Genomic DNA, 20,199 nt, shown 5'->3' on the forward strand with positions numbered 1-20,199 from the left:
CCGAATGGGCCTCATTTTGTCCAATATCGCGCTCCGCACTTGAAATGCGCGGCCAATTGCGAAAAGGGACGCACATATGTCTCAACCCAGCATTCTCAAATCGGCCGTCCGCAACTTCTCCGCCCTTTTTCGAGCGGATGCATTTGAAGGCATTCTCCTGATCGCAGTGGCCATCATCGCGATGGTTGTTGCCAATTCGGATGTCTCGAATGCGTATTTCGAGATGTTCTACGGCTATATGTGGTCCAAAGACGTGTTTTACCTCAACACCCTGCACCTGTGGATCAATGACGGATTGATGGTGATTTTCTTCTTCGTCGTCGGACTGGAAGTGAAACGCGAACTGATTTCGGGCAATCTGTCCGACCCAAAGGCGCGCAATCTTCCGATTCTTGCCGCCATTGCCGGCATGGCAGCGCCTGCTGCGGTCTACATGTTCGTGGCGGGCGGGGAACCTGCCCTTGTGCGCGGTTGGGCCATTCCGGCCGCGACTGACATCGCCTTTGCCATGGGCGTGGTAGGCCTGTTGGGAACACGCGTTCCCTCTGCCTTGCGTCTGTTCCTGCTGACTGTTGCCATTGTCGACGATATCGGCGCCGTCACCATCATCGCGGTCTTCTATACAGAGACGATCAAGATGGAATATCTCGCGGCCGCCGCTGCGGTGGTGGGGGTCATGGTCGCCATGAACCGCATGCGGGTGAGCGCGATGGCTCCCTTTGTCCTGCTCACCGTCGCGCTGTGGTACTGCGTTTTATATTCCGGCGTTCACGCCACGATCGCCGGCGTGCTCGCCGCGCTGACCATTCCGATGCACGGGAAAAAAGGCAATGCGATGCTGGAGGATATGGAGCACGCCATGGTCCCGTGGAACGCCTATATCGTGGTTCCGCTATTCGGCTTTGCCAATGCCGGCGTCGATATTTCAGACCTGGGCATCGATGCGCTGCTTGATCCCTTGCCGCTGGCAGTTGCCGCTGGCCTTGTCGTGGGCAAGCAGGTGGGCATCTTCTCTATGGTGTGGGCCGCTGTCAAAGTGGGCTTTGTGGAGAAACCTGCGGGGTCGACCTGGGTGGAAATCTGGGGCGTTTCGATCCTGTGCGGAATCGGTTTCACGATGAGCCTGTTTATCGGCGAACTGGCCTTTCAGGGCACTGGTGAAACGATGCGCCTGCTGCGGGACGAGGCAAAGATCGGCATTCTCACCGGTTCGCTGATTTCGGCAGTGCTGGGTTATGGCATCCTGCGCCTGACAACATCGCATCCTGAAACGCAGGATGATCCGAAAAGCCCAGTGGTCTGATGCTAAGCCAGGTCGGGCGCTTCCGCAGGGCGCGCGCCTAACCTTGGCTGGCGTTCAGTCAGCCTTGGCGACGGGCGGATTGTCACCCAAATCCTCGAACCATGCTTCGACCGGACCGTTCAGCTTGATGGTAAGCGGGCGGCCCTTGCGATCAACCGTCTTGCCGGCCTGCACGCGGACCCAGCCTTCGGAGATGGAATATTCTTCGATATCGGTACGCACCCGCCCCTTGAACCGAATGGCGACTCCGCGTTGCAACAAATCGGCATCGAAATGCGGGCTGCGCGGATTAATCGCGAGGTGATCGGGCGGCGTATCTTGCTGGTTTGTGTCGGTCATGGGCGAAGGCCACTAGCGCCACGCCGCAAAAAATCAATCGCTGCCGGGCAATTGATCTGGCGGTACTTCAGTCGGCGTCTGGCCCGGATTCACCGAATCCCCGTCCCCGGGGTCCACTTCATCAGGCTTCTGCGGGCTGCCAGGCTGTTCATCAGGTCGGCCATTCCCATTTGCGAAAGTTTTGGATGGGTCATGCTCCGCATGTGAGGATTCGACTGATTCTCGGCTAGTCATGGCGATCTCGGCCTCTCTTTTTCAGATACAGGACCAACGGCGGAGCGCGCCTTTATGTTCCCCTTGTCGTTTCTGCTCATCGCGAACCTTGCCCTTTCCTTCGCGCCCTTATAAGGGCGGCGCTTCGTTTCGCAGGCTCCCCGCCTGCGCGGTTCGCTTGGTTGCGGGCGTGGCGGAATTGGTAGACGCGCTGGTTTTAGGTACCAGTATCGCAAGATGTGGGGGTTCGAGTCCCTTCGCCCGCACCAATTTCGCCCCGTGTCAGGGTGCGACACTGGTCGCTTCCCGCCCTGTCGAACCGTTCAAGTAGTTAGATAAAGGCTGGATATGCAGATCGTCGAAAACACCAATGAAGGCCTCAAGCGCGCCTACACCCTGACCATCACCGCCAAGGATATTGATGACAAGGTCACGGCAGAGGTAACCAAGGTTGCCCCGCAAGTGCGCATGCCCGGCTTCCGTCCGGGCAAGGTCCCCGCCAACCTCGTGCGCAAGATGCATGGGGAGGCGCTGCATGCCGATGTCCTCAACAATACGCTTCGCGAATCGGTTGAACAGCTGATCCGCGACAAGAAGCTGCGCCCTGCCCTGCAGCCCAAGGTCGAAATGGCCGAAGGCTATGAACAGGGCAAAGATGCCGAGCTGACAGTCGAAATCGAAGTGCTTCCCGAAATCGAGGCTCCTTCTATAGACGGTTTGAAGCTCGAAAAGCTCAACGTACCAGTGTCCGACGCCGAACTGGACGAAGCACTTGGCAAGATTGCCGAAGGGCAGAAGAGCTATAAGGACGCGCCCAAGACTAAGAAGGCTGCCGATGGCGACCAGCTCATCATTGATTTCGTCGGCCGTGTGGACGGTGAGGAATTCGAAGGCGGCAAGGCCGAAGAAGCTCCGCTGGTGATCGGCGCAGGCCAGTTCATCCCCGGCTTTGAAGAGCAGTTGACCGGTGCCAAGACAGGCGATGAAAAGACCATCACCGTCACCTTCCCCAAAGATTATCCGGCAGAACACCTCGCCGGCAAGGAAGCCGAATTCGATGTCACTGTCCGCCAGGTCAAGGTCGAAGCTGACACCAAGATTGACGATGATTTCGCCAAGGCGCTGGGCCTTGAAGGCATCGACAAGCTGAAAGAACTGGTAAAGGGGCAGATCGAGCAGGAGAGCGCTGGCCTCACCCGCACGCAGATGAAGCGCCAGCTTCTCGATACGCTAGCTGCCGGACATGATTTCGACGTGCCGCCAAGCATGGTCGATGCCGAGTTCGACCAGATCTGGAACCAGCTGACGCAAGAAGCTGCCAATGAAGAAGATACTGAAAAGGCGCTGAAGGAAATCGAGGCCGAGAAGGACGATTACAAGCGCATTGCCGAACGTCGTGTGCGTCTTGGCCTGTTGCTGTCCGAAATCGGCCAGGCCAATAATGTCGAGATCAGCCAGCAGGAAATGCAAATGCTGATCCAGCAGGCTGCGCAGCAATATCGCCCGGAAGACCGCGATCGCTTCATGGAATATGTTCGCAACGAACCCATGGCTCAGGCGCAGCTGCGTGCTCCCCTGTATGAAGACAAGGTAGTCGACTTCCTGTTCGAAAAGGCTGAAGTGACCGAACGCGAAGTTACCCGCGAAGAGCTTGAAGCTGCAATCGAAGCAGAAGAAGCGCCCGACGAATCTGCCAAGAAGGCCCCGGCCAAGAAGAAAGCTCCCGCCAAGAAGACTGCGGATAAAGACAAGAAGGCTCCGGCCAAGAAGGGTGCGGACGAAGAACCCGCTGCCAAGAAAGCCCCAGCCAAGAAAGCTGCTGCAAAGAAGCCTGCCGCAAAAAAGGCTGCTGATGACAAGCCGGCTGCGAAGAAGGCGCCAGCCAAGAAAGCTGCAACCAAGAAGGATGCAGCCAAGAAGTAAACCGCGCGCCGCCTCCCCTTCGCGATGAAGAGAGAGGCGGCAGCGGATTGCGTTCGCGGCCTATCGTCAGGCCCTAGAAATTACCTGAAATCGTGAAATTGATGGACTGGCCGCTCTTCCTGCGGCGGTTCTCCGTAAAGCGCACCGGCGCGGTGTCGCGCGGTCCGTCATAGACTGTCCGGCGCAAGGTCGATACGCCGTCAAACACATTGCCCAGCCTCACCTGCATCGTGGTGCCAAGCAGATTTTTATGTTCCACAAAGACCGCTCCGAATGTGCTGCGCTGGTGATCGAAGAAAAATTCGCGGACCCGATAATTGGCTGCACGGTCGGCATTCACGAAAGTGGCCCCCCAGGCAAAGAAGCTGGCAGGGACATCGTGGCGGAAATCGAATCTCAGTTCGAAGGGATTGTTTCCATCGAACCGGCGTTCGATTGCGGTGACGGGATCGACGACCTGCGAATCTTCCAGTTCCAGCTCGATTTCCAGCTGCGCGCCAGGCGCACCCAGTGGTTCGAACAACAATGTGCCATTGAGATTGAGTCCGGTGCGGCGCGCATCATCGATATTCCCGCTGGCTTCCCCGCCGCCTGCGACAGGCACAATCAGCACCAGATCCTCGACCCGCTCTTCAAAGAATGTTAGTGTGGCAGAGCCCCATGGGCCAAGACCCTTTGCGATTTCCAGCTGTATGTCCCAGTTCTGCGGCGGGCGTAGATCATTATTGCCGGCACTGGCCTGATCGTCAGACAAATCTACGCTGGCGAGGAAATCTTCGAAATTGAGCTGACCCACCCGGCGGGCAATTTCCACATTGATATCGAGCCCGTCAGACGGCGCCCACCCGAGATTGAACGATCCCTTGGGGCGCTGGAAGCTGCGCGACAGCGCATTCGCGCCAGTTTGTGATATCTGCGAATATTCCCCGCCCCCTGCCAATTGTAAGGATAGCCTCGGAGTGATCGGGAAACTGACGCTGAGCAGCGTTTCATACCGGTCTTCGCGCACGCCGCCCGTGCCCGAGGGGAAGACTGTTTCCACGTAATCCTGCGCCGCGGGATCATAGGAGAACAATCGCCCGACCTGATCCAACCGGTTGAAGGCTACCTCGGCAGAAAGCTGCCATTCCGCCCCAAGCATGCCCCAATTATATTCGCCGCGTCCAATACGTTCGCCTGTCTCGGAAGCGCGGGTGTAGCGCGTGCCACTGGTGGGCTCATCATCCTGTTCAAGCAAGGAACGCGACAACAGATCACCGTCTTCAAATGCGTCCAGTGCAATCAGTTTGAGCTGTCCCGGGCCAAGCGGGAAGGTAATATCGCCGCCGATTTCATAGTTCCACTTGTCATTGGTCGTGCGGAAGCGTTCCTCAAAAGACGGAAGCGGATTGCCGGCAGTGCGCCCTTCCCGCTCTCTGCTGCGGAAAATTTCCAGACCAGCCGACACATTGATGTTGGCAATGATTTGCGGCGCGATATCCAAAGCAAAACTGCCATTCAGCGTCGGGCTGTTATATTGCGATTTGGCAAGATTGGTGCGGTCATCGATCACGCCCGACGCATCGGTAAATATCGCTGGGCCCCGCGATCCGCGGGATGATGCATTGTTATCCAGCGCGATCGTGTAGTCGACAGCCTCCATTGTGCCGGTGAGCGAGATCTCGCCCTCGAACAACCGCGGCTCAGCCGGGCCAGTCGACAATTGCGGCCGCCATTCGAACAGGCCGGATGCAGTCCCCTGCTCTACAATGATATTGGCGACACGGCCCGAAAGGCCGGGAATATCCAGCGTTGCACCGTCCACCAATTCGATCCGTACGACATTTCCCACAGGGATGCGCGCCAGCTGATCGGCAGTGCTGGTGGATTTGCTGCTGACCCTTTTACCATTGATAAGCAGGTTTTCATTCGCCTGCCCGAACCCGCGCCCGCTTTCACTATTACTGACGTCAAAGCCGGGAATCTGCTCGATCAGATCGAGCGCAGTGCGGGGCGCGAAGCGCGCGAAATCCGCCGGCGAATAGACATTGCGGGCTGCGATATCGGTTTCACGCTCAAGCCGTTCACCCGCCCCCTTCGCTTCCTGCGCCTTCACCGATGCCATGTGGCCACCAGCTCCCACATCTGCGGTAATGGCGAGTGCCAGCAATCCAGTAGAGGAGCGAAGGGTACGCAAGATCATATCCGGTCACGATCAGGTGGAAACGTCTGGCTAGTCGAAACCTACGCGTTCAGCAAGCTGCCCCAAATGGGATGCAGGCAGAGGAAACCTGCTATATCGCTGATATTACTTTAGAAAGCTCCAGTCAGTCGAAAGGTGAAGATTGGCTGGACTGAAAGGTTCTGAACTTCGCGGAAGAGCAGCGGCGAGCGATCACGATAGCCTTCGTAAACGAACCGATCCTGCCGCGCGCGCCCGTCTGTCAGGTTGAACACGGTCAAATTTGCGGTCAATCCAAAGACATCCTTATGCTCGACAAAGGCATATGTGTAGGTTGGCCCTTCGTAATTGAGGCCGGTCTCTCCCAATCGATAATATGGCAGTGTGTGATTATATTCCGCACCCACACCCCATGCCAAGCTGGAACCGGGGATATCATGCCGTAATTCCACATCTGCTTCGCGGTCCTGATGGCCTCCAAAGGCGCGGCTTTCCCCTGTGAGCGGATCGGTGAGGTCGGTTTCTTCCGCTTGCAGCGTCAATTCCAGCTTGGCGCCGTTAAAGCCGATGGCATCAAGCGTGAAGGTAGAATTCCAGCGCATCCCGATCAGGCTGGCCGAATCGATATTGCCACGTGTTTCCAACCCGCCTTCGACCGGGATAAATTCGATGTAATCCTCGATCGCATGGGCAAAGATGCTAAATTCAGTGCTGCCCCAGCGCCCCAGGCTTTTGGTTACCTGCAATTGCGCTTCCCAGCTTTGCTGCGGCACAAGTTCGACATTGCCTGCATTCTGCTGTTCCTGATTGAGCGATACGGTCCGCAGGAAATCACCAAAATCGAGCTGACCCACCCGCCGCGCCAGTTCCAGCGAGATGTCGAGCCCGGCTTCGGGCTGCCATGCCAGATTGAGCGAACCCTTGGGCCGCCAGAAGCTGCGCGTCAGCCCGCCCGCCCCGGTTTGCTTGATGGTCGAATATTCGCCCCCTGCACCTATCTGCAAAGTCAGCTTGCCCGATAAGGAGCGGCTATGCGTCAGGATGGTTTCATAGCGATCCTCTGTCACGCCGCCCGTGCCATTGGGAAATGGAATTTCGACAAACTCTCCGCCGGGACCGAGATCGAACAGGCGCGCGGTCCGGTCCAGTCGGTTAAAGGCGGCTTCTGCATCGACTTGCCAGTCCCCGCCCAGCATCGCCCAAGTGTATTCCATGCGCCCGATCCGCTCTCCGGTTTCGGTGCGGGAGGCAAACCGATTGCCTGTATCGAGGCTATCATCGTCAAAGATCAGGATCGCATCGGTGCGTTCATTCATTCGGCTGTATTGTTCAAGGCCGATCAGCTTGATCTGGCCCGGCCCAAGCCCGAACTGGACATCGCCGCCCAATTCATATGACCAGCCACGCGTGGGGGATAACAGGTTCCGCTGGCGATCTACGCCGTCGGCAAGATCGCGACGTTGATCGTCCCGGTAATCGTCATAGACGCGGCGGTAGCTGGCATTTGTGTTCACTACCGTCCCGCCCGGACTGGTCCATTGGGCATTACCTGAAATGCGCGGCGTATCGTCCACAAAGCGCGTGCGGATGTCACGCGTTTCCAGCACATTGCCTTCCGGATCGAGAATGAGTGCTTCTCCCCCGCCCGATGCGCCGCGACCCACGCCATTGGCCAGCGCCAGCGTCCAATCCAGCGTTTCGCCTGATCCGCTGAGCGACACTTCGCCGCCAATAAAACTTGGCGATGCATATTTGGGGCGAAAACTTGAACGATAGGAAAACCGACCGCTGATGGCGCTGGGCCTTGTGATCACGTTGGCGACCTGGCCCGATAGCCCGGCGATGCCCAATGTCGCCCCATCGACGATTTCTATCCGCTCCACCCGATCAGTTGCGATACGCTGCAATTGAGTAGTGATCCCGTCGGATTTACTGGAGATGCGCTCGCCATCGATCAGGACATTGGCGCTCGCCTGTCCCAGCCCGCGCTGGTTATCGGCACTGCGCAGGGTGAAACCGGGGATTTCCTCTATCATGTCGAGCGCATTGCGTGGTGCGAACCTCTCGAAATCGGCGGGGGTGAATACACGCGGGCGGGATTCCGCCTGCGGAATGACCACATCGCCATTCTGCTGAGTATCGGCCTCGGCATCATCCTGCGCCAGCGCTCCGACAGGAAAGTTTGCCGCCAGGATGGCAATTATTCCGATGGCAAATGATCTGCGCATGAGAGCCCCTCCCCAATCGCGTTTGCTATTGAGATGGTCACACAGGAAACCTGTCCTGTCCGCAGGTGCATATCGACAAGCGCCCCATCAGCTCCGACAAAGGGATTCACCATGGCAATGAAGCTGCCCCTTGAACTTGGGCGCATGTGAGGCGACATAGGCGCAACTCCAGCGAGACGAGAGGACCTGCTGCATGTTCGACCTGTTCGGCGACAATAAAGACCAGTTTACTACCGACCCTGTAACCGGCGCGCTTGTGCCCGTAGTTGTCGAATCGACCAGCCGCGGCGAACGCAGCTTCGATATTTTCAGCCGCCTCCTGCGCGAACGCATCGTGTTCGTAACGGGACAGGTCGAAGACAATATGGCCAGCCTGATCGTGGCCCAGCTTCTGTTTCTGGAAAGTGAAAATTCCAACGATATCAGCATGTATATCAACTCGCCCGGCGGCGTGGTGACAGCTGGCATGGCGATCCATGACACCATGCAATATATCAAGCCCAAGGTTCGCACCGTGTGCATCGGCCAGGCAGCCAGCATGGGTAGCTTCCTGCTTGCAGCGGGTGAGCCGGGTATGCGCGTGGCGCTCCCCAATGCCCGCATCATGGTCCACCAGCCCAGCGGCGGCGCGCGTGGCATGGCTTCGGATATCGAAATCCAGGCGAAAGAGATTCTGCGGATTCGCGCCAGGATGAACGATCTTTACGTCGAATATACCGGCCAGAGCCTGACCGATATTGAAAAGGCGCTGGATCGTGACACATTCCTCGAAGCGGACGAGGCCAAGAAGTTCGGCATCGTAGACGCTGTTTTCGCGCATCGCCCCAAAGATCAGGAAGCGGGCAAGAAAGACGACAAGGATGGATCGGGCGGCGCACCCGACTGATCGGGTTCATTCCGGGACATCTTGACGTTCCGGAACCCGATCGTAGCGATTTGGCAACCCTGCCTCTTCAGTATGGAGCAAGGCGGGGATGCTAAATACTGCCATGTTTGATATTGGGGATTGTCGCCCTAGGATAGGGCCGATTCCCAAGCCATCCGCCAGAGGGGCGAGATGGTGCACCGGATGTAAGGATTATGACCAAGTTGAGCGGAACCGATAGCAAGAGCACCCTGTACTGCAGTTTCTGCGGTAAATCGCAGCATGAGGTGCGCAAGCTCATTGCCGGCCCTACCGTATTCATCTGCGATGAATGCGTAGAGCTGTGCAACGACATCATCCGTGAAGAGGCCAAGAACGGCCTTGCCGGACGCAAGGATGGCGGCGTTCCTACCCCGCATGACATTTGCGGCACGCTGAACGATTACGTGATCGGGCAGGATCGCGCCAAGCGCGTGCTTTCTGTCGCAGTGCACAATCATTACAAACGCCTCAACCACACGGCCAAGGGCGGCGATGTCGAACTGGCAAAGTCCAACATCCTGCTTGTCGGCCCCACCGGCAGCGGCAAGACGCTGCTGGCGCAAACACTGGCGCGCACGTTCGATGTGCCTTTCACAATGGCCGATGCCACCACGCTGACCGAAGCAGGTTACGTGGGCGAGGACGTTGAGAACATCATTCTCAAGCTGCTGCAATCTTCCGACTATAATGTCGAAAAGGCGCAGCAGGGCATAGTCTATATTGACGAAATCGACAAAATTACCCGCAAGGCGGAAAATCCTTCCATTACGCGCGATGTTTCGGGCGAAGGCGTGCAGCAGGCATTGCTCAAACTGATGGAAGGCACGACTGCCTCGGTTCCGCCGCAGGGCGGGCGCAAGCATCCGCAGCAGGAATTCCTGCAGGTCGATACCACCAATATCCTGTTCATCTGCGGCGGTGCGTTCGCCGGGCTGGACAAGATTATCGGCGATCGCCTGCAAAAGCGGTCAATCGGCTTTGGCGCCAATGTTGATGAACCGAGCAAGGCCAAGATCGGCGAGATGCTCGAAAAGTGTGAGCCTGAAGATCTGCTGAAATTCGGCCTCATCCCGGAATTCGTCGGCCGTCTGCCGGTGATCGCGACATTGCACGACCTTGATGAGGACGCGCTGATCACGATCCTGAAGGAACCTAAGAACGCTCTGGTGAAGCAATATGCCAAGCTGTTCGAGCTTGAGGATGTTGAACTGACCTTCAATGACGATGCGCTCAGCGCCATCGCCAAGAAGGCTATTGCCCGCAAGACAGGTGCGCGTGGTTTGCGTTCCATCGTCGAAGCGATCCTGCTCGATACCATGTTCGACCTTCCCAGCATGGAAGGTGTTTCCGAAGTGGTGGTCGATGGCGACGTGGTCGAAGGCCGCAAGGAGCCGGTACGCGTGATGGACAGCACCAAGGGCAAGAAAAAGGAAGAGGCGGCGTAATCGCGCTGCGATACGCCTCCCTTCCCGGTTCTATTTTTCATCGGAACATCGGACGGCCCCACCGGGCCGCCTGTCCGCGCGTCTGTGTCAGATCGCGTGGCTCAATTTCCGCATGCGGGCACGCGTGACGGAAGATCAATAGGAGATATCTATGCCAACCAATGCCCAACTCGCTGCGAAGATGCTTCGCGATGCCAGCTTGTTTTTTCGCCAGGTCGGTGAACAGAACCCGCCCGTCGCAGACCAGATGAACCAGAATGCGCAGGTCTATGATCAGGTTGCCCAAATGGTCGAAACCGATCCCACTGCAGAGGTGCCGGCGCAGGCACCCGAAGGCGAGCAGCCGCCGCAGGAATAGCGTTCAGACCAAAGATTTCATGATGGTGGCCGGCGCGCCAAAACGGCCTGTCCGTTTTGCGTGCCAGCTAACCATCGCCAGCCTTCCGCCGTTCCCCCAAGGCCCGCAGCCGCTCGATTTCTTCTGGCGGCAGGACCGTGCGCGCGTCGTAATATTCGGGAAATGACGGGATGTTGTCGGGCAATGTGACCCAAGACATCTTGAACTTGGCGAAGATGACGACATCGGGCGTGACGCCGTCCGGCTTATCCAGCGTTCCTGCGCGAAAGGCTGTCATCAGCTTGCCCAGCCCCGGATAATGGCTCCAGACGGCGCAACCGCATTGTGCGCAACGATGGACCGAGTGCATTTTTCCGCTTCCGGATTTCAACATATGTTCGGTCAGATCGCCTGACACCAATTCGAAATTGTCGCTTTCAATGAAAACATTGACGACGCTGGTCGATCCGGTTTGCTGCTGGCAAAGCCTGCAATGGCAATTGTGGACCATGATCGGTTCGCCGTGCGTCCTGTAGCGCACATAGCCGCATCCACAGCCGCCTGTGCGGATCACGTCGCTTCCCATCGTCCTATCCCACCTTCGCCTTGACGGCAGCCCCCGCTGCTTTCGCGCTCCACTTGCAGTGTAGCATGTTCGATATGGAATTCATGCGCCAACCCATTGGCAGCGTCTTGCAGGAAAGCATCGCCCGGATGGCCAGCGGGTATGATCAGATGTGCTGTCAGGGCAGTTTCGGTCGTGCTCATCGGCCAGATATGCAGATCATGCACAAGCTCAACACCTGCAAGCCCGGCCAGATAACTGTGCACTGCGGTTTCATCTACACTGTCGGGCACGGCCAGCAGGCTCATCTTCACACTGTCTTTCAGCAAGCCCCATGTGCCCCAGCCAATCACCGCCACGATCACAAGGCTGACAATCGGATCGATCAGTATTGCGCCAGTCATCAGGATCACGGCGCCCGCGATAACCACGCCGACAGAAACGAGAGCATCAGCCGCCATGTGCAGAAATGCGCCGCGAATGTTCAGATCATTCTTGCGACCACGCATGAACATCAGTGCCGTAACCGTGTTGATAACAATGCCCACGCCCGCCACCCAGATCATTGTCCAGCCTTCCGGCGCCACTGGATCAAGCAGGCGATGGATCGATTCGTAGAGAATGGCCCCAATGGCCAGCAGCAGCAGCATCGCATTGGCGAGCGCGGCCAGGATGGTTGAACTCTTCATGCCATAGGTAAATCTGTTGGAGGGCGGCTTCTTCGCCGCAATGCTGGCACCCCAGGCGATGAGCAGGCCGAGCACGTCGGACAGATTATGTCCTGCATCGGCCACCAGCGCCATAGATCCTGACAGAAAGCCGAAGACTGCTTCGACTATGACAAAACCCGTATTGAGGACGACGCCAATGGCAAACGCCCGGCCGAAATCAGCCGGGGCGTGCGGATATAATTGCAAGCGCCTGTAGGCCGAGCCATATCTGACAAGCGTTTTGGACCGCCAGTCAATTGTAAACGCAGCTGTCCAGCCCATCATGCCGCACCGAGGAAATGCGGGCCTCGATGGTATTGCCATAACGCGCTGTAAAGCCACCGGGATTGATGACTTCACGGGTTTTGGGGCTTGGCAGAATGGCAGCGATGCGACTGGCTTCATCGGTGTTAAGCCGCGCGGCGGAATGGCCGTAATAACGCTGCGAGCCTGCCTCCACGCCATAGGTCCCCAACCCTGTTTCGGCGATGTTGAGGTAAACCTCCATGATCCGCCGTTTGTCCCATAAATTCTCGATCAGGAAGGTGAACCAGGCTTCCAGCCCCTTTCTGAACCAGCCGCCACCTTGCCACAGAAAAACATTCTTGGCGGTTTGCTGGCTGACCGTGGATGCTCCGCGCTCCCGCTTTCCGCTTGCCCGTTCCTCCAGCGCCTGTTCGATGGCTTCGCGGTCAAAACCATCATGCGAACAAAATTTGCTGTCTTCGGCAGCAATGACCGCGGCCACCATGTTGCGATCAATGCGGCTCAGCGGTTCCCAATCACGGGTAACGCTGCGTTCGTCCAGCAACATGGTCGCGGTGTAGGTGACAGGCACAAAGCGCAGCACAATCACCAGCGCAAGGCTGATGAGCACGAACCATATGATCGATTTCGCGATAAAGCGGAGGGTTTTGAGCACCATGCACAACCCTTAGCCTAATGGTGCGACGTTTGAAGCTGCTTTGGCCAATCATCCGCGACGCATGCGGGTCGGAACATCGGATCGGAATAGCCAATTCTGCCAGCTACAAATAAGCCGGACGTTTCCGCCCGGCTTATTTGTCTGAAAATCAGCGGATCAGGCAGCTGTTGGCATTAACCTGTCGCTTGCGATCCGTTGCATCGCCTTTTGCAGCTTTTCGAATGCCCGCACCTCGATCTGGCGGATACGTTCGCGGCTGACTTCATACACTTGCGAAAGCTCTTCCAGCGTCTGCGGGTTCTCAGTCAACCGACGCTCGGTCAGGATATGCTTTTCGCGGTCGTTGAGCGAATCCATCGCTTCGACCAGCATATCCCGGCGCACATCGGCTTCCTCGGCATCGGCAACAGTTTCGTCCTGCAACGGACGATCGTCGGTCAGCCAGTCCATCCATTCGCCAGCGCCCTCTTCACCATTGCGCATCGGTGTGTTGAGTGAGCCGTCGCCACCCATCATCATCCGGCGATTCATGTTGACTACTTCCTGCTCGGGCACGCCGAGATCGGTTGCAATCTTCGCGACATCTTCAGGGTGCAGATCCGAATCCTCATAGGCTTCGAGCTGCTTCTTCATTCGACGCAGGTTGAAGAACAGTTTCTTCTGTGCCGCCGTCGTGCCCATTTTGACCAAAGACCAGCTACGCAGGATAAATTCCTGAATGCTCGCCTTGATCCACCACATTGCATAAGTGGCGAGGCGGAAGCCGCGATCCGGCTCAAACTTCTTGACGCCCTGCATCAGGCCGACATTGCCTTCGGAAATGAGATCCGACACGGGCAGACCATAACCGCGATAACCCATCGCGATTTTCGACACGAGGCGCAGATGGCTTGTCACCAATTGCGCGGCTGCATCCTGATCTTCATGTTCCGCATATCTCTTGGCGAGCATATATTCCTGCTCTGCCGTCAAAATCGGAAATTTCTTGATTTCGGCCAGATAGCGGTTGAGGCTCTGCTCTCCGCTCAGCGCTGGTACCGTTGTTCGCTTAGTGCTCACTATGTCCCAAACCTTTCTTGTGTCGACCGCATGTTCCAGGCCCCTGCTGGGCACCTGAGCTTTGCGGCCACATTCAGTGCGTTTCGTTTACTCTTATACACGCACACAGCCACAAATAGTGTGCATTTCATCGATTGGAATGACCTATTCCGTCGATAAGTTCCCGCATATCGGCAGGCAGTTCGCTCGAAAAGCTGACCCGGTTACCCGTCACCGGGTGAACGAAACCGAGAATCGCCGCGTGGAGCGCCTGTCGGCGGAAATCCAGGGCCTTCAAAAGCGGCCTGAGAGGGGCTGGTGTGCGTCCATAGACAGGGTCCCCTATTAGCGCATGACCGATTGATGCAAGGTGAACCCGGACCTGGTGTGTTCTGCCTGTTTCAAGGCGGCATTCCACCAATGCGGCATGATCCAGCCGATCCAGCGTGCGATAATGCGTGACGGCGTGTTTCCCGCGGGACGAATCATCGGGCAGCACCGCCATTTTCTTACGATCCGCATCAGATCGACCCATCCGGCCCGAGACGTTTCCTTCCGCAGGCTTTGGATGCCCGCCGCACACCGCCAGATAGGCGCGTTCTAGCGAATGATCGGCAAATTGCCGCGCCAGCCCTTCATGCGCGGCATCGGATTTGGCCACCACCAGCAGGCCTGACGTATCCTTGTCGATCCGGTGGACGATGCCCGGCCTTGCGACACCGCCAATGCCCGATAATTCTCCTGCACAATGATGCAGCAGCGCATTTACAAGCGTGCCATCCAGATTGCCCGCTGCCGGATGGACGACCATTCCGGCGGGCTTGTCCACCACGATCAGATGCTCGTCCTCAAATACTATGGGAATTGGGATGTCCTGTGGAAGAGCCTGTGGATTGTCAGGGGGCGGAATGTGGACAGAATAGCCCGCACCTGTTTGCACCTTTGCTGATGCGCTGGTGGCTACCGCGCCGTCCACCATAACATCACCCTGCAATATCAGCGCCTTGATACGCTCTCTTGACAGGCCGCATAGCTCGGCCAGCGCCTTGTCCAGCCGACCGGCAGTGCGAATAGTTCCGCTACTTGTTTCGCCTTCAGCCATGCTAGGGTTCCTGCAATATGGCCTTGCAAGTAACAAGTGCAGTCTTGGAAATCCTCCGCCGGGAGGCTGCGCTGGCATATCCGCGCGAATGTTGCGGCTTTCTGCTGGGCGCGGGCAATCATGTCGATGAAGCGAAGCCCGCCCGCAACATCCATCCCCAGCCTGAATCGTATTTTGAGATAGATCCGCAAAACCTGGTCGATGCGCACCGCGCAGCGCGCTCCGGTGGCCCGCAGGTGCTGGGGTATTATCACTCTCATCCAGTCGGCCCGCGCGAACCATCCACCACTGATCGTGCTGCGGCCGCCCATGATGACCGGGTCTGGGCCATCGTGACCGGAGAAGGTGATGTAACGTTCTGGCGGGACGATGAAACCGGCTTTGTAATGCTTCCCTACGCGGTCGATCATGGCTAAGACGGGCAATGAATGGGTTGGACGAGATTTAACATTTTGCAGCAAGGTGTCACCCGGACATTATGCCTGCAAACTGTTGTAAAACCTCACCAACCGTTGAAGATTTCAGGGTTACACCATGTAACCTGCGTCACCCTTGATGTTCATGTTGATTGGCCAATAGCTTAATGACTTCCTCTCTCGATCTCGCCGCATTGCTCTGCTCACGCCTTTGCCATGATATGTTGAGTCCGGTGGGTGCCCTTAACAACGGGCTGGAATTGCTCGCGGATGAAAATGATCCGGCGATGCGTCAGCGCTGCCTCGACTTGCTTGAACAAAGCGCCAGCACGAGTGCCAGCAAGCTGAAGTTCTTTCGCCTTGCCTATGGCGCGGCTGGTGGCTTCGGCGATCGTGTGCCGAGCCAGGAACCGCGCGAACTCCTCGAATCGCTTACCGCACATGATGAACGGGTAACGCTGGAATGGTCTGTAACAGAATCCAGCCTGCCCAAACCGGCCATCAAGGTCCTGCTCAATCTTGCCGCCATGGGGCTCGAATCGCTGGTCCGCGGTGGCACTCTGGAAGTCGGCGCAGAATGTCGAGAGGGTGCGACCGAAATTGCCATTCGCGCTTCCGGCCCAAAGGTCGTGTTCGATCCGGTGATCGGCAAGGCGCTTTCGGGCCAGCTGGCCGAAGAGGAATTGTCTGGCCGCACCGCGCCCGCCCATATGATCCGCCTTGTTACCGAGCAGCAGGATGGCGGCGTGCAATTTGCCCATTCGGCAGATGCGCTGGTGCTGGGTGCGGTCCTGCCGGACCCCGAAGGCATGATCGGATAGTGGGGCCTTGCCCAGCATGAAGGACGAACTGGTCCATCGCGAACAGCTTTCGCCCAATTTCAATGATCGTGCCCTGCCGGTTTCGATGGTGGTATTGCATTATACCGAGATGAAGCCGGTCCAATCCGCGCTTGAACGCATGTGCGATCCAGAAGCGCAGGTTTCCGCGCATTACTGCATTACCGAAGAAGGCGAAGTTATCCGTCTGGTGCCCGAGGTCCAGCGCGCGTGGCATGCAGGACAATCCTATTGGCGGGGGCACAGGGATGTGAATTCGGCCAGCATCGGCATCGAACTTGATCATCCCGGTCATGCGCTGGGATATCGCGAATTCGCCGAAGCGCAGATCGATGCGCTGCTGCCACTGCTCCATAAGATCGTGGCGGAATATGACATTCCGCGTGCCAATGTGGTCGGCCATTCGGATGTCGCGCCCGAACGCAAGTTCGATCCGGGTGAACTTTTCCCGTGGGAACGGCTTGCCGAATGCCATTTATGCCTCCCCCGGCCAAGAAAGCTAGAACACGGCGACCCGTTCGATAATGATGCCAGCTTTTACCTCGCGCTCGAACGGTTTGGCTATGACATCACCAATGGCTACAAGGCGGTCGAGGCGTTCCAGCGCCGCTGGCGACCACGCCGCATCAATGGCGAGATAGACGGGGAAGTGCGCGCGATCCTGTTCCAGCTGCTGCTGGACCGCGACAGGGGCATCGCACGTTAGCCGCCTGGACGCACTGACAGCTTCCCAAGTGGGAATTCGCGCCCTATATCGCGCCGTGCCGGGGGGCCGGGCAGCCGCGTCATCGCAAGATGTCGAGGAAAGTCCGGGCTCCGCGAAACAAGGGTGGCGGGTAACGCCCGCCGAGTGAGCCTTCGGGCGAAGCTCAGGGAAAGTGCCACAGAGAGTATACCGCCGATGGCCCCCGCTTCTTCGGGAGTGATGGCACAGGCAAGGGTGAAAGGGTGCGGCAAGAGCGCACCGGGGGGCCGGTAACGGTTCCCGTCATGGCAAACCCCACCCGGAGCAAGACCGCATAGGGGTCTCGCGCCGCAAGGCAGGGGCGTTTCGTCCCGAGAGACCCGGGTTGGTCGCTGGAGCGGCGGAGCAATCCGTTGCCGAGATGAATGGCTGCCACCGCAGCGCTGATGTGCAAGCATATCGGCTGTGGGACAGAACCCGGCTTACAGGCCCCCCGGCACATTGCGGGGCACGCGGGACGGCGGCTCACATTGTGGAACCGCCTCAGCCTCGTATGTCAGGCAATCAGCCTGGTCCCCTCGACGAAAACCTTGCCCTTTTTACCTGTCACTGCAGCGAGGCAGCGACGTTTTTTCCCTTCGAGTACCAGCGCCGTCAAACGGCCACTGGAATATGCCCCGGTGTCGATACCAATGCGGTAGCCGGTATCTTCCACCTCATCGATAATCGTGTGGCCATGCACAACAATCATGCCGTGTGACTTGCAATGGCTGAGGAACGGTTCACGGATCCACCGCAGGTGACGCTTCTTCTGCTTGTCCAGCGGAACACCGGGAAGAATGCCGGCATGGACGAAAAGATAATCGCCCACTTGAATCATGTCCTCAAAGGATTCCACGAACTTGCGGTGCTTGGCCGGCACGATCCTGTTCATCAGCGTTTGCACTTCGGCCACACTGGAATTACTCAACTTCTTGGCATCAGCGCCGTAACTGATCAATGTCTCGCGGCCTCCATGCCGCAGGAAATGACGGAGCATCTCGGTATCTTCAAAGCTTTCGAGGAACATCTCCTCATGATTGCCGAAAAGCACCTCCACGGGCCGCATCTCTCGCCATTTGCAGACAAGATCTATCACCGCAGCACTGTCGGGCCCACGATCAATAAGGTCACCCAGCAGGATGATCTGCGATTCAATCCCTTCCTTCTCTCCGCGGATGATGTCTTCCTCGATCCCCTCGATCAGTGACATCAGCAATTCGGCGCAACCATGCACATCGCCTATCGCATAGACCCGCCGCCCCTTCGGAATGCGGGGAGGATCATTTTTTGCCTTGGGCGTGCTGAACATAGAAGTAAGATAGTGAATCATGGCCTGAATTCTAAGCGCTTGCCTTTATGATACGCACAGCTTTCCAATGCGGGCATGGTTGATCGCAGCGACTGTGACCAATTTCATGTCCCTTCGCTGAATGTGGTGCACAAATCCCACACATTGTCAGGGCCTCGACGACATTCTTAATAAAACTTGTGCGGCGCAACATGGATGTGCATGCTTGTTGAGTGACCGCCGCAATCAATGCGTCAAAGATGTTGTAATGGCGGGCGCGCAGGTGGGACGAAGCACGAAATTCACCAAATTGAGGATATTATCCATGCTTACGTCCGTCCGCAGCCTTCTGGCTGCATCTGTTTTTGCCACTACTGTTTGTCTTGCAGTACCTGCCATGGCGCAGGAAGAAGACGAAGGTATCGGCATCGAAGTTTCTGCAAACGTCGCTCTTGTCAGCGATTACAAGTTTCGCGGTGTCTCCCTTTCTGATGGCGATATCGCCATTCAGGGCGGCGTCGACCTCGGCCTGCCCGCCGGCTTTTACATCGGCACATGGGCTTCTTCACTTGACGAAACGACAGTAGGCTTCGGCTCGACCGAGCTCGATATCTACGGCGGCTGGGCCGGCGAATTTGGCTCCATTTCCACCGATATCGGCGTCATCACCTACATCTACCCCAATGCGGGTGCCGGTGATTTTGACTATGTCGAATTTTACGGCTCGGTCGGCGCAGCAATTGGTCCCGCAGAGGCGACGATTGGCATCGCTTACGCACCGGACCAGGATTCGCTCGGCAGCACTGACAATTTCTATGTTTACACTGATGTTGGGGTCGGCATTACCGGCACACCAGTCGTGCTGACCGGTCACGTTGGCTACACCGATGGCTTCCTGACCTACACTGAAGATAGCAAGGCATGGGATTTCTCTGTCGGTGCAGAGGCAGCGCTGGGCAGCATCCTGACAGCTGGCGTTGCCTATGTTGGTGTTGAGGATGATCGTTCGATCGACCCGACCCGCACCTTCACCGATGATTCGGTTGTCTTCACCCTGTCCGCCAGCTTCTGATTCGGACAGTCTGACAAACATCTCGCTCATAGCGAAGAAGAAGGGGCTCGTACCGGAAGCGGTGCGGGCCCTTTTGCCTGATCTTTAACCCTTTCGCGGGCACCCGCCATGCTGCTAGGCGCGGCGTGAGCGCTTACAGGAGCCACGCATGGTCAAATATCTTCACAGCATGATCCGCGTCACCGATGCAGATGCGACGATCAGTTTCTTCAAGCTGATCGGGTTGCAAGAAGTCCGCCGCACCGATGTCGAAGCTGGTCGCTTCACACTAATTTTCCTCGCCGCGCCTAGACAGGAAAATATCGCCGAAGTCGAATTGACCTATAATTGGCCGGCCGAGGATGGCAGCGACCCCGAAATCTACGATGGCGGGCGCAATTTCGGACATCTCGCCTATCAGGTGGACAATATCTACGATACTTGCCAGCGCTTGATGGACGCAGGCGTCACGATCAACCGCCCCCCGCGTGATGGCCATATGGCCTTCGTCCGTTCTCCCGACGGGATCAGCGTCGAGTTGTTGCAGGATGGCCGTCTCGATCCGCAGGAACCCTGGGCGAGCATGGAAAACACCGGTAGCTGGTAGCACGATTGACATGGGCCGCGCTGGCTGCGGCGGCGTCTGAGGGGTTTCGCCCTTGCCAACCGCGTAGCAAAGCGC

General features: G+C 57.5%; 19 protein-coding genes, 1 tRNA gene and 1 other RNA gene. 12 read left to right on the top strand and 9 right to left on the bottom strand.

Annotated elements, in window-relative coordinates; all coding sequences use genetic code 11:
• Nucleotides 1-76 precede the first annotated feature (76 nt).
• The gene (nhaA, locus tag CP97_RS12490; protein WP_048886227.1) at nt 77-1,303 is read left to right on the top strand and encodes a Na+/H+ antiporter NhaA; all 1,227 of its coding nucleotides are present in this window, start codon (nt 77-79) and stop codon (nt 1,301-1,303) included.
• 54 nt (nt 1,304-1,357) lie between these two features.
• Here nhaA and CP97_RS12495 read toward each other — a convergent pair whose 3' ends face one another.
• Nucleotides 1,358-1,642: a DUF3297 family protein gene (locus CP97_RS12495; protein WP_048886228.1), complete on the bottom strand. Its 285-nt coding sequence runs from the start codon at nt 1,640-1,642 to the stop codon at nt 1,358-1,360.
• A 397-nt stretch (nt 1,643-2,039) separates the two neighbouring features.
• On the opposite strand from CP97_RS12495, the gene CP97_RS12500 reads away from it, so the two are divergent.
• A tRNA-Leu gene (locus tag CP97_RS12500) sits at nt 2,040-2,124 on the top strand.
• Nucleotides 2,125-2,203: 79 nt separating this feature from the next.
• Nucleotides 2,204-3,778: a trigger factor gene (tig, locus tag CP97_RS12505; RefSeq protein WP_048886230.1), complete on the top strand. Its 1,575-nt coding sequence runs from the start codon at nt 2,204-2,206 to the stop codon at nt 3,776-3,778.
• 73 nt (nt 3,779-3,851) lie between these two features.
• Here the strand turns inward: tig and CP97_RS12510 are convergent, their stop codons facing one another.
• Both CP97_RS12510 and CP97_RS12515 read right to left on the bottom strand, forming a co-directional pair.
• Complete coding sequence (locus CP97_RS12510; RefSeq protein WP_161485466.1) at nt 3,852-5,954, bottom strand: TonB-dependent receptor plug domain-containing protein; 2,103 nt, start codon at nt 5,952-5,954, stop codon at nt 3,852-3,854.
• A 116-nt stretch (nt 5,955-6,070) separates the two neighbouring features.
• Nucleotides 6,071-8,167, bottom strand: a complete 2,097-nt coding sequence (locus tag CP97_RS12515) for a TonB-dependent receptor plug domain-containing protein (RefSeq protein WP_048886232.1) — start codon at nt 8,165-8,167, stop codon at nt 6,071-6,073.
• 193 nt (nt 8,168-8,360) lie between these two features.
• Here CP97_RS12515 and CP97_RS12520 point away from each other — a divergent pair, with 193 nt between their 5' ends.
• The 3 genes from CP97_RS12520 to CP97_RS12530 all read left to right on the top strand — a co-directional run bounded on the left by CP97_RS12520 (nt 8,361) and on the right by CP97_RS12530 (nt 10,877).
• Nucleotides 8,361-9,053 (top strand): ATP-dependent Clp protease proteolytic subunit, encoded by a 693-nt coding sequence (locus CP97_RS12520; RefSeq protein WP_048886233.1) that lies wholly within the window; start codon nt 8,361-8,363, stop codon nt 9,051-9,053.
• A 194-nt stretch (nt 9,054-9,247) separates the two neighbouring features.
• The gene (gene clpX, locus CP97_RS12525; RefSeq protein ID WP_048886234.1) at nt 9,248-10,519 is read left to right on the top strand and encodes an ATP-dependent Clp protease ATP-binding subunit ClpX; all 1,272 of its coding nucleotides are present in this window, start codon (nt 9,248-9,250) and stop codon (nt 10,517-10,519) included.
• A 151-nt stretch (nt 10,520-10,670) separates the two neighbouring features.
• Nucleotides 10,671-10,877, top strand: coding sequence for a hypothetical protein (locus CP97_RS12530; RefSeq protein ID WP_048886235.1), 207 nt, complete (start codon nt 10,671-10,673; stop codon nt 10,875-10,877).
• A gap of 67 nt (nt 10,878-10,944) precedes the next feature.
• Here the strand turns inward: CP97_RS12530 and CP97_RS12535 are convergent, their stop codons facing one another.
• The 5 genes from CP97_RS12535 to CP97_RS12555 form a co-directional block, all read right to left on the bottom strand.
• Nucleotides 10,945-11,430 (bottom strand): GFA family protein, encoded by a 486-nt coding sequence (locus CP97_RS12535; RefSeq protein ID WP_063612536.1) that lies wholly within the window; start codon nt 11,428-11,430, stop codon nt 10,945-10,947.
• On the bottom strand, nt 11,427-12,338 hold the full coding sequence (locus CP97_RS12540; protein WP_053106717.1) for a cation diffusion facilitator family transporter: 912 nt from the start codon (nt 12,336-12,338) through the stop codon (nt 11,427-11,429). The genes CP97_RS12535 and CP97_RS12540 overlap by 4 nt, the downstream gene beginning before the upstream one ends.
• 46 nt (nt 12,339-12,384) lie before the next feature.
• On the bottom strand, nt 12,385-13,056 hold the full coding sequence (gene mtgA, locus CP97_RS12545) for a monofunctional biosynthetic peptidoglycan transglycosylase (protein WP_048886237.1): 672 nt from the start codon (nt 13,054-13,056) through the stop codon (nt 12,385-12,387).
• 156 nt (nt 13,057-13,212) lie between these two features.
• A complete protein-coding gene (gene rpoH, locus CP97_RS12550) occupies nt 13,213-14,115 on the bottom strand; it encodes an RNA polymerase sigma factor RpoH (protein ID WP_082863920.1) in 903 nt (300 codons plus the stop codon).
• A gap of 127 nt (nt 14,116-14,242) precedes the next feature.
• Nucleotides 14,243-15,196 carry an RluA family pseudouridine synthase gene (locus tag CP97_RS12555; RefSeq protein ID WP_048886238.1) on the bottom strand — a complete coding sequence of 318 codons (954 nt, stop codon included), beginning with the start codon at nt 15,194-15,196 and terminating at the stop codon, nt 14,243-14,245.
• A 17-nt stretch (nt 15,197-15,213) separates the two neighbouring features.
• Here CP97_RS12555 and CP97_RS12560 point away from each other — a divergent pair, with 17 nt between their 5' ends.
• From CP97_RS12560 to rnpB, 4 genes are all read left to right on the top strand, one after another.
• Nucleotides 15,214-15,612: a M67 family metallopeptidase gene (locus tag CP97_RS12560; RefSeq protein WP_048886239.1), complete on the top strand. Its 399-nt coding sequence runs from the start codon at nt 15,214-15,216 to the stop codon at nt 15,610-15,612.
• A 167-nt stretch (nt 15,613-15,779) separates the two neighbouring features.
• Nucleotides 15,780-16,433: a histidine phosphotransferase family protein gene (locus tag CP97_RS12565; RefSeq protein ID WP_048886240.1), complete on the top strand. Its 654-nt coding sequence runs from the start codon at nt 15,780-15,782 to the stop codon at nt 16,431-16,433.
• A gap of 16 nt (nt 16,434-16,449) precedes the next feature.
• Nucleotides 16,450-17,157, top strand: a complete 708-nt coding sequence (locus CP97_RS12570; RefSeq protein ID WP_048886241.1) for an N-acetylmuramoyl-L-alanine amidase — start codon at nt 16,450-16,452, stop codon at nt 17,155-17,157.
• Nucleotides 17,158-17,215: 58 nt separating this feature from the next.
• An RNA gene (gene rnpB, locus CP97_RS12575) (RNase P RNA component class A) lies at nt 17,216-17,637 on the top strand.
• A 55-nt stretch (nt 17,638-17,692) separates the two neighbouring features.
• Here rnpB and CP97_RS12580 read toward each other — a convergent pair.
• The gene (locus CP97_RS12580) at nt 17,693-18,508 is read right to left on the bottom strand and encodes a metallophosphoesterase family protein (protein ID WP_048886242.1); all 816 of its coding nucleotides are present in this window, start codon (nt 18,506-18,508) and stop codon (nt 17,693-17,695) included.
• Nucleotides 18,509-18,791: 283 nt separating this feature from the next.
• Between CP97_RS12580 and CP97_RS12585 the strand changes: the two genes are divergently transcribed.
• Together CP97_RS12585 and CP97_RS12590 are read left to right on the top strand one after the other, a co-directional pair.
• Complete coding sequence (locus tag CP97_RS12585) at nt 18,792-19,538, top strand: TorF family putative porin (protein ID WP_048886995.1); 747 nt, start codon at nt 18,792-18,794, stop codon at nt 19,536-19,538.
• Nucleotides 19,539-19,686: 148 nt separating this feature from the next.
• The gene (locus CP97_RS12590; protein WP_048886243.1) at nt 19,687-20,124 is read left to right on the top strand and encodes a VOC family protein; all 438 of its coding nucleotides are present in this window, start codon (nt 19,687-19,689) and stop codon (nt 20,122-20,124) included.
• Nucleotides 20,125-20,199: the final 75 nt, after the last annotated feature.

Origin of the sequence: Aurantiacibacter atlanticus (assembly GCF_001077815.2) — a bacterium.
In the GTDB taxonomy this organism is placed as follows: domain Bacteria; phylum Pseudomonadota; class Alphaproteobacteria; order Sphingomonadales; family Sphingomonadaceae; genus Alteraurantiacibacter; species Alteraurantiacibacter atlanticus.

What these genes read in the sequence shown, in the direction of transcription:
- nhaA (WP_048886227.1), top strand. Translation starts at nt 77, where the DNA reads ATGTCTCAACCCAGCATTCTCAAATCGGCCGTCCGCAACTTCTCCGCC.
- CP97_RS12495 (WP_048886228.1), bottom strand. Translation starts at nt 1,642, where the DNA reads ATGACCGACACAAACCAGCAAGATACGCCGCCCGATCACCTCGCGATT.
- tig (WP_048886230.1), top strand. Translation starts at nt 2,204, where the DNA reads ATGCAGATCGTCGAAAACACCAATGAAGGCCTCAAGCGCGCCTACACC.
- CP97_RS12515 (WP_048886232.1), bottom strand. Translation starts at nt 8,167, where the DNA reads ATGCGCAGATCATTTGCCATCGGAATAATTGCCATCCTGGCGGCAAAC.
- CP97_RS12520 (WP_048886233.1), top strand. Translation starts at nt 8,361, where the DNA reads ATGTTCGACCTGTTCGGCGACAATAAAGACCAGTTTACTACCGACCCT.
- clpX (WP_048886234.1), top strand. Translation starts at nt 9,248, where the DNA reads ATGACCAAGTTGAGCGGAACCGATAGCAAGAGCACCCTGTACTGCAGT.
- CP97_RS12530 (WP_048886235.1), top strand. Translation starts at nt 10,671, where the DNA reads ATGCCAACCAATGCCCAACTCGCTGCGAAGATGCTTCGCGATGCCAGC.
- mtgA (WP_048886237.1), bottom strand. Translation starts at nt 13,056, where the DNA reads ATGGTGCTCAAAACCCTCCGCTTTATCGCGAAATCGATCATATGGTTC.
- CP97_RS12555 (WP_048886238.1), bottom strand. Translation starts at nt 15,196, where the DNA reads ATGGCTGAAGGCGAAACAAGTAGCGGAACTATTCGCACTGCCGGTCGG.
- CP97_RS12560 (WP_048886239.1), top strand. Translation starts at nt 15,214, where the DNA reads ATGGCCTTGCAAGTAACAAGTGCAGTCTTGGAAATCCTCCGCCGGGAG.
- CP97_RS12565 (WP_048886240.1), top strand. Translation starts at nt 15,780, where the DNA reads ATGACTTCCTCTCTCGATCTCGCCGCATTGCTCTGCTCACGCCTTTGC.
- CP97_RS12570 (WP_048886241.1), top strand. Translation starts at nt 16,450, where the DNA reads ATGAAGGACGAACTGGTCCATCGCGAACAGCTTTCGCCCAATTTCAAT.
- CP97_RS12580 (WP_048886242.1), bottom strand. Translation starts at nt 18,508, where the DNA reads ATGATTCACTATCTTACTTCTATGTTCAGCACGCCCAAGGCAAAAAAT.
- CP97_RS12585 (WP_048886995.1), top strand. Translation starts at nt 18,792, where the DNA reads ATGCTTACGTCCGTCCGCAGCCTTCTGGCTGCATCTGTTTTTGCCACT.
- CP97_RS12590 (WP_048886243.1), top strand. Translation starts at nt 19,687, where the DNA reads ATGGTCAAATATCTTCACAGCATGATCCGCGTCACCGATGCAGATGCG.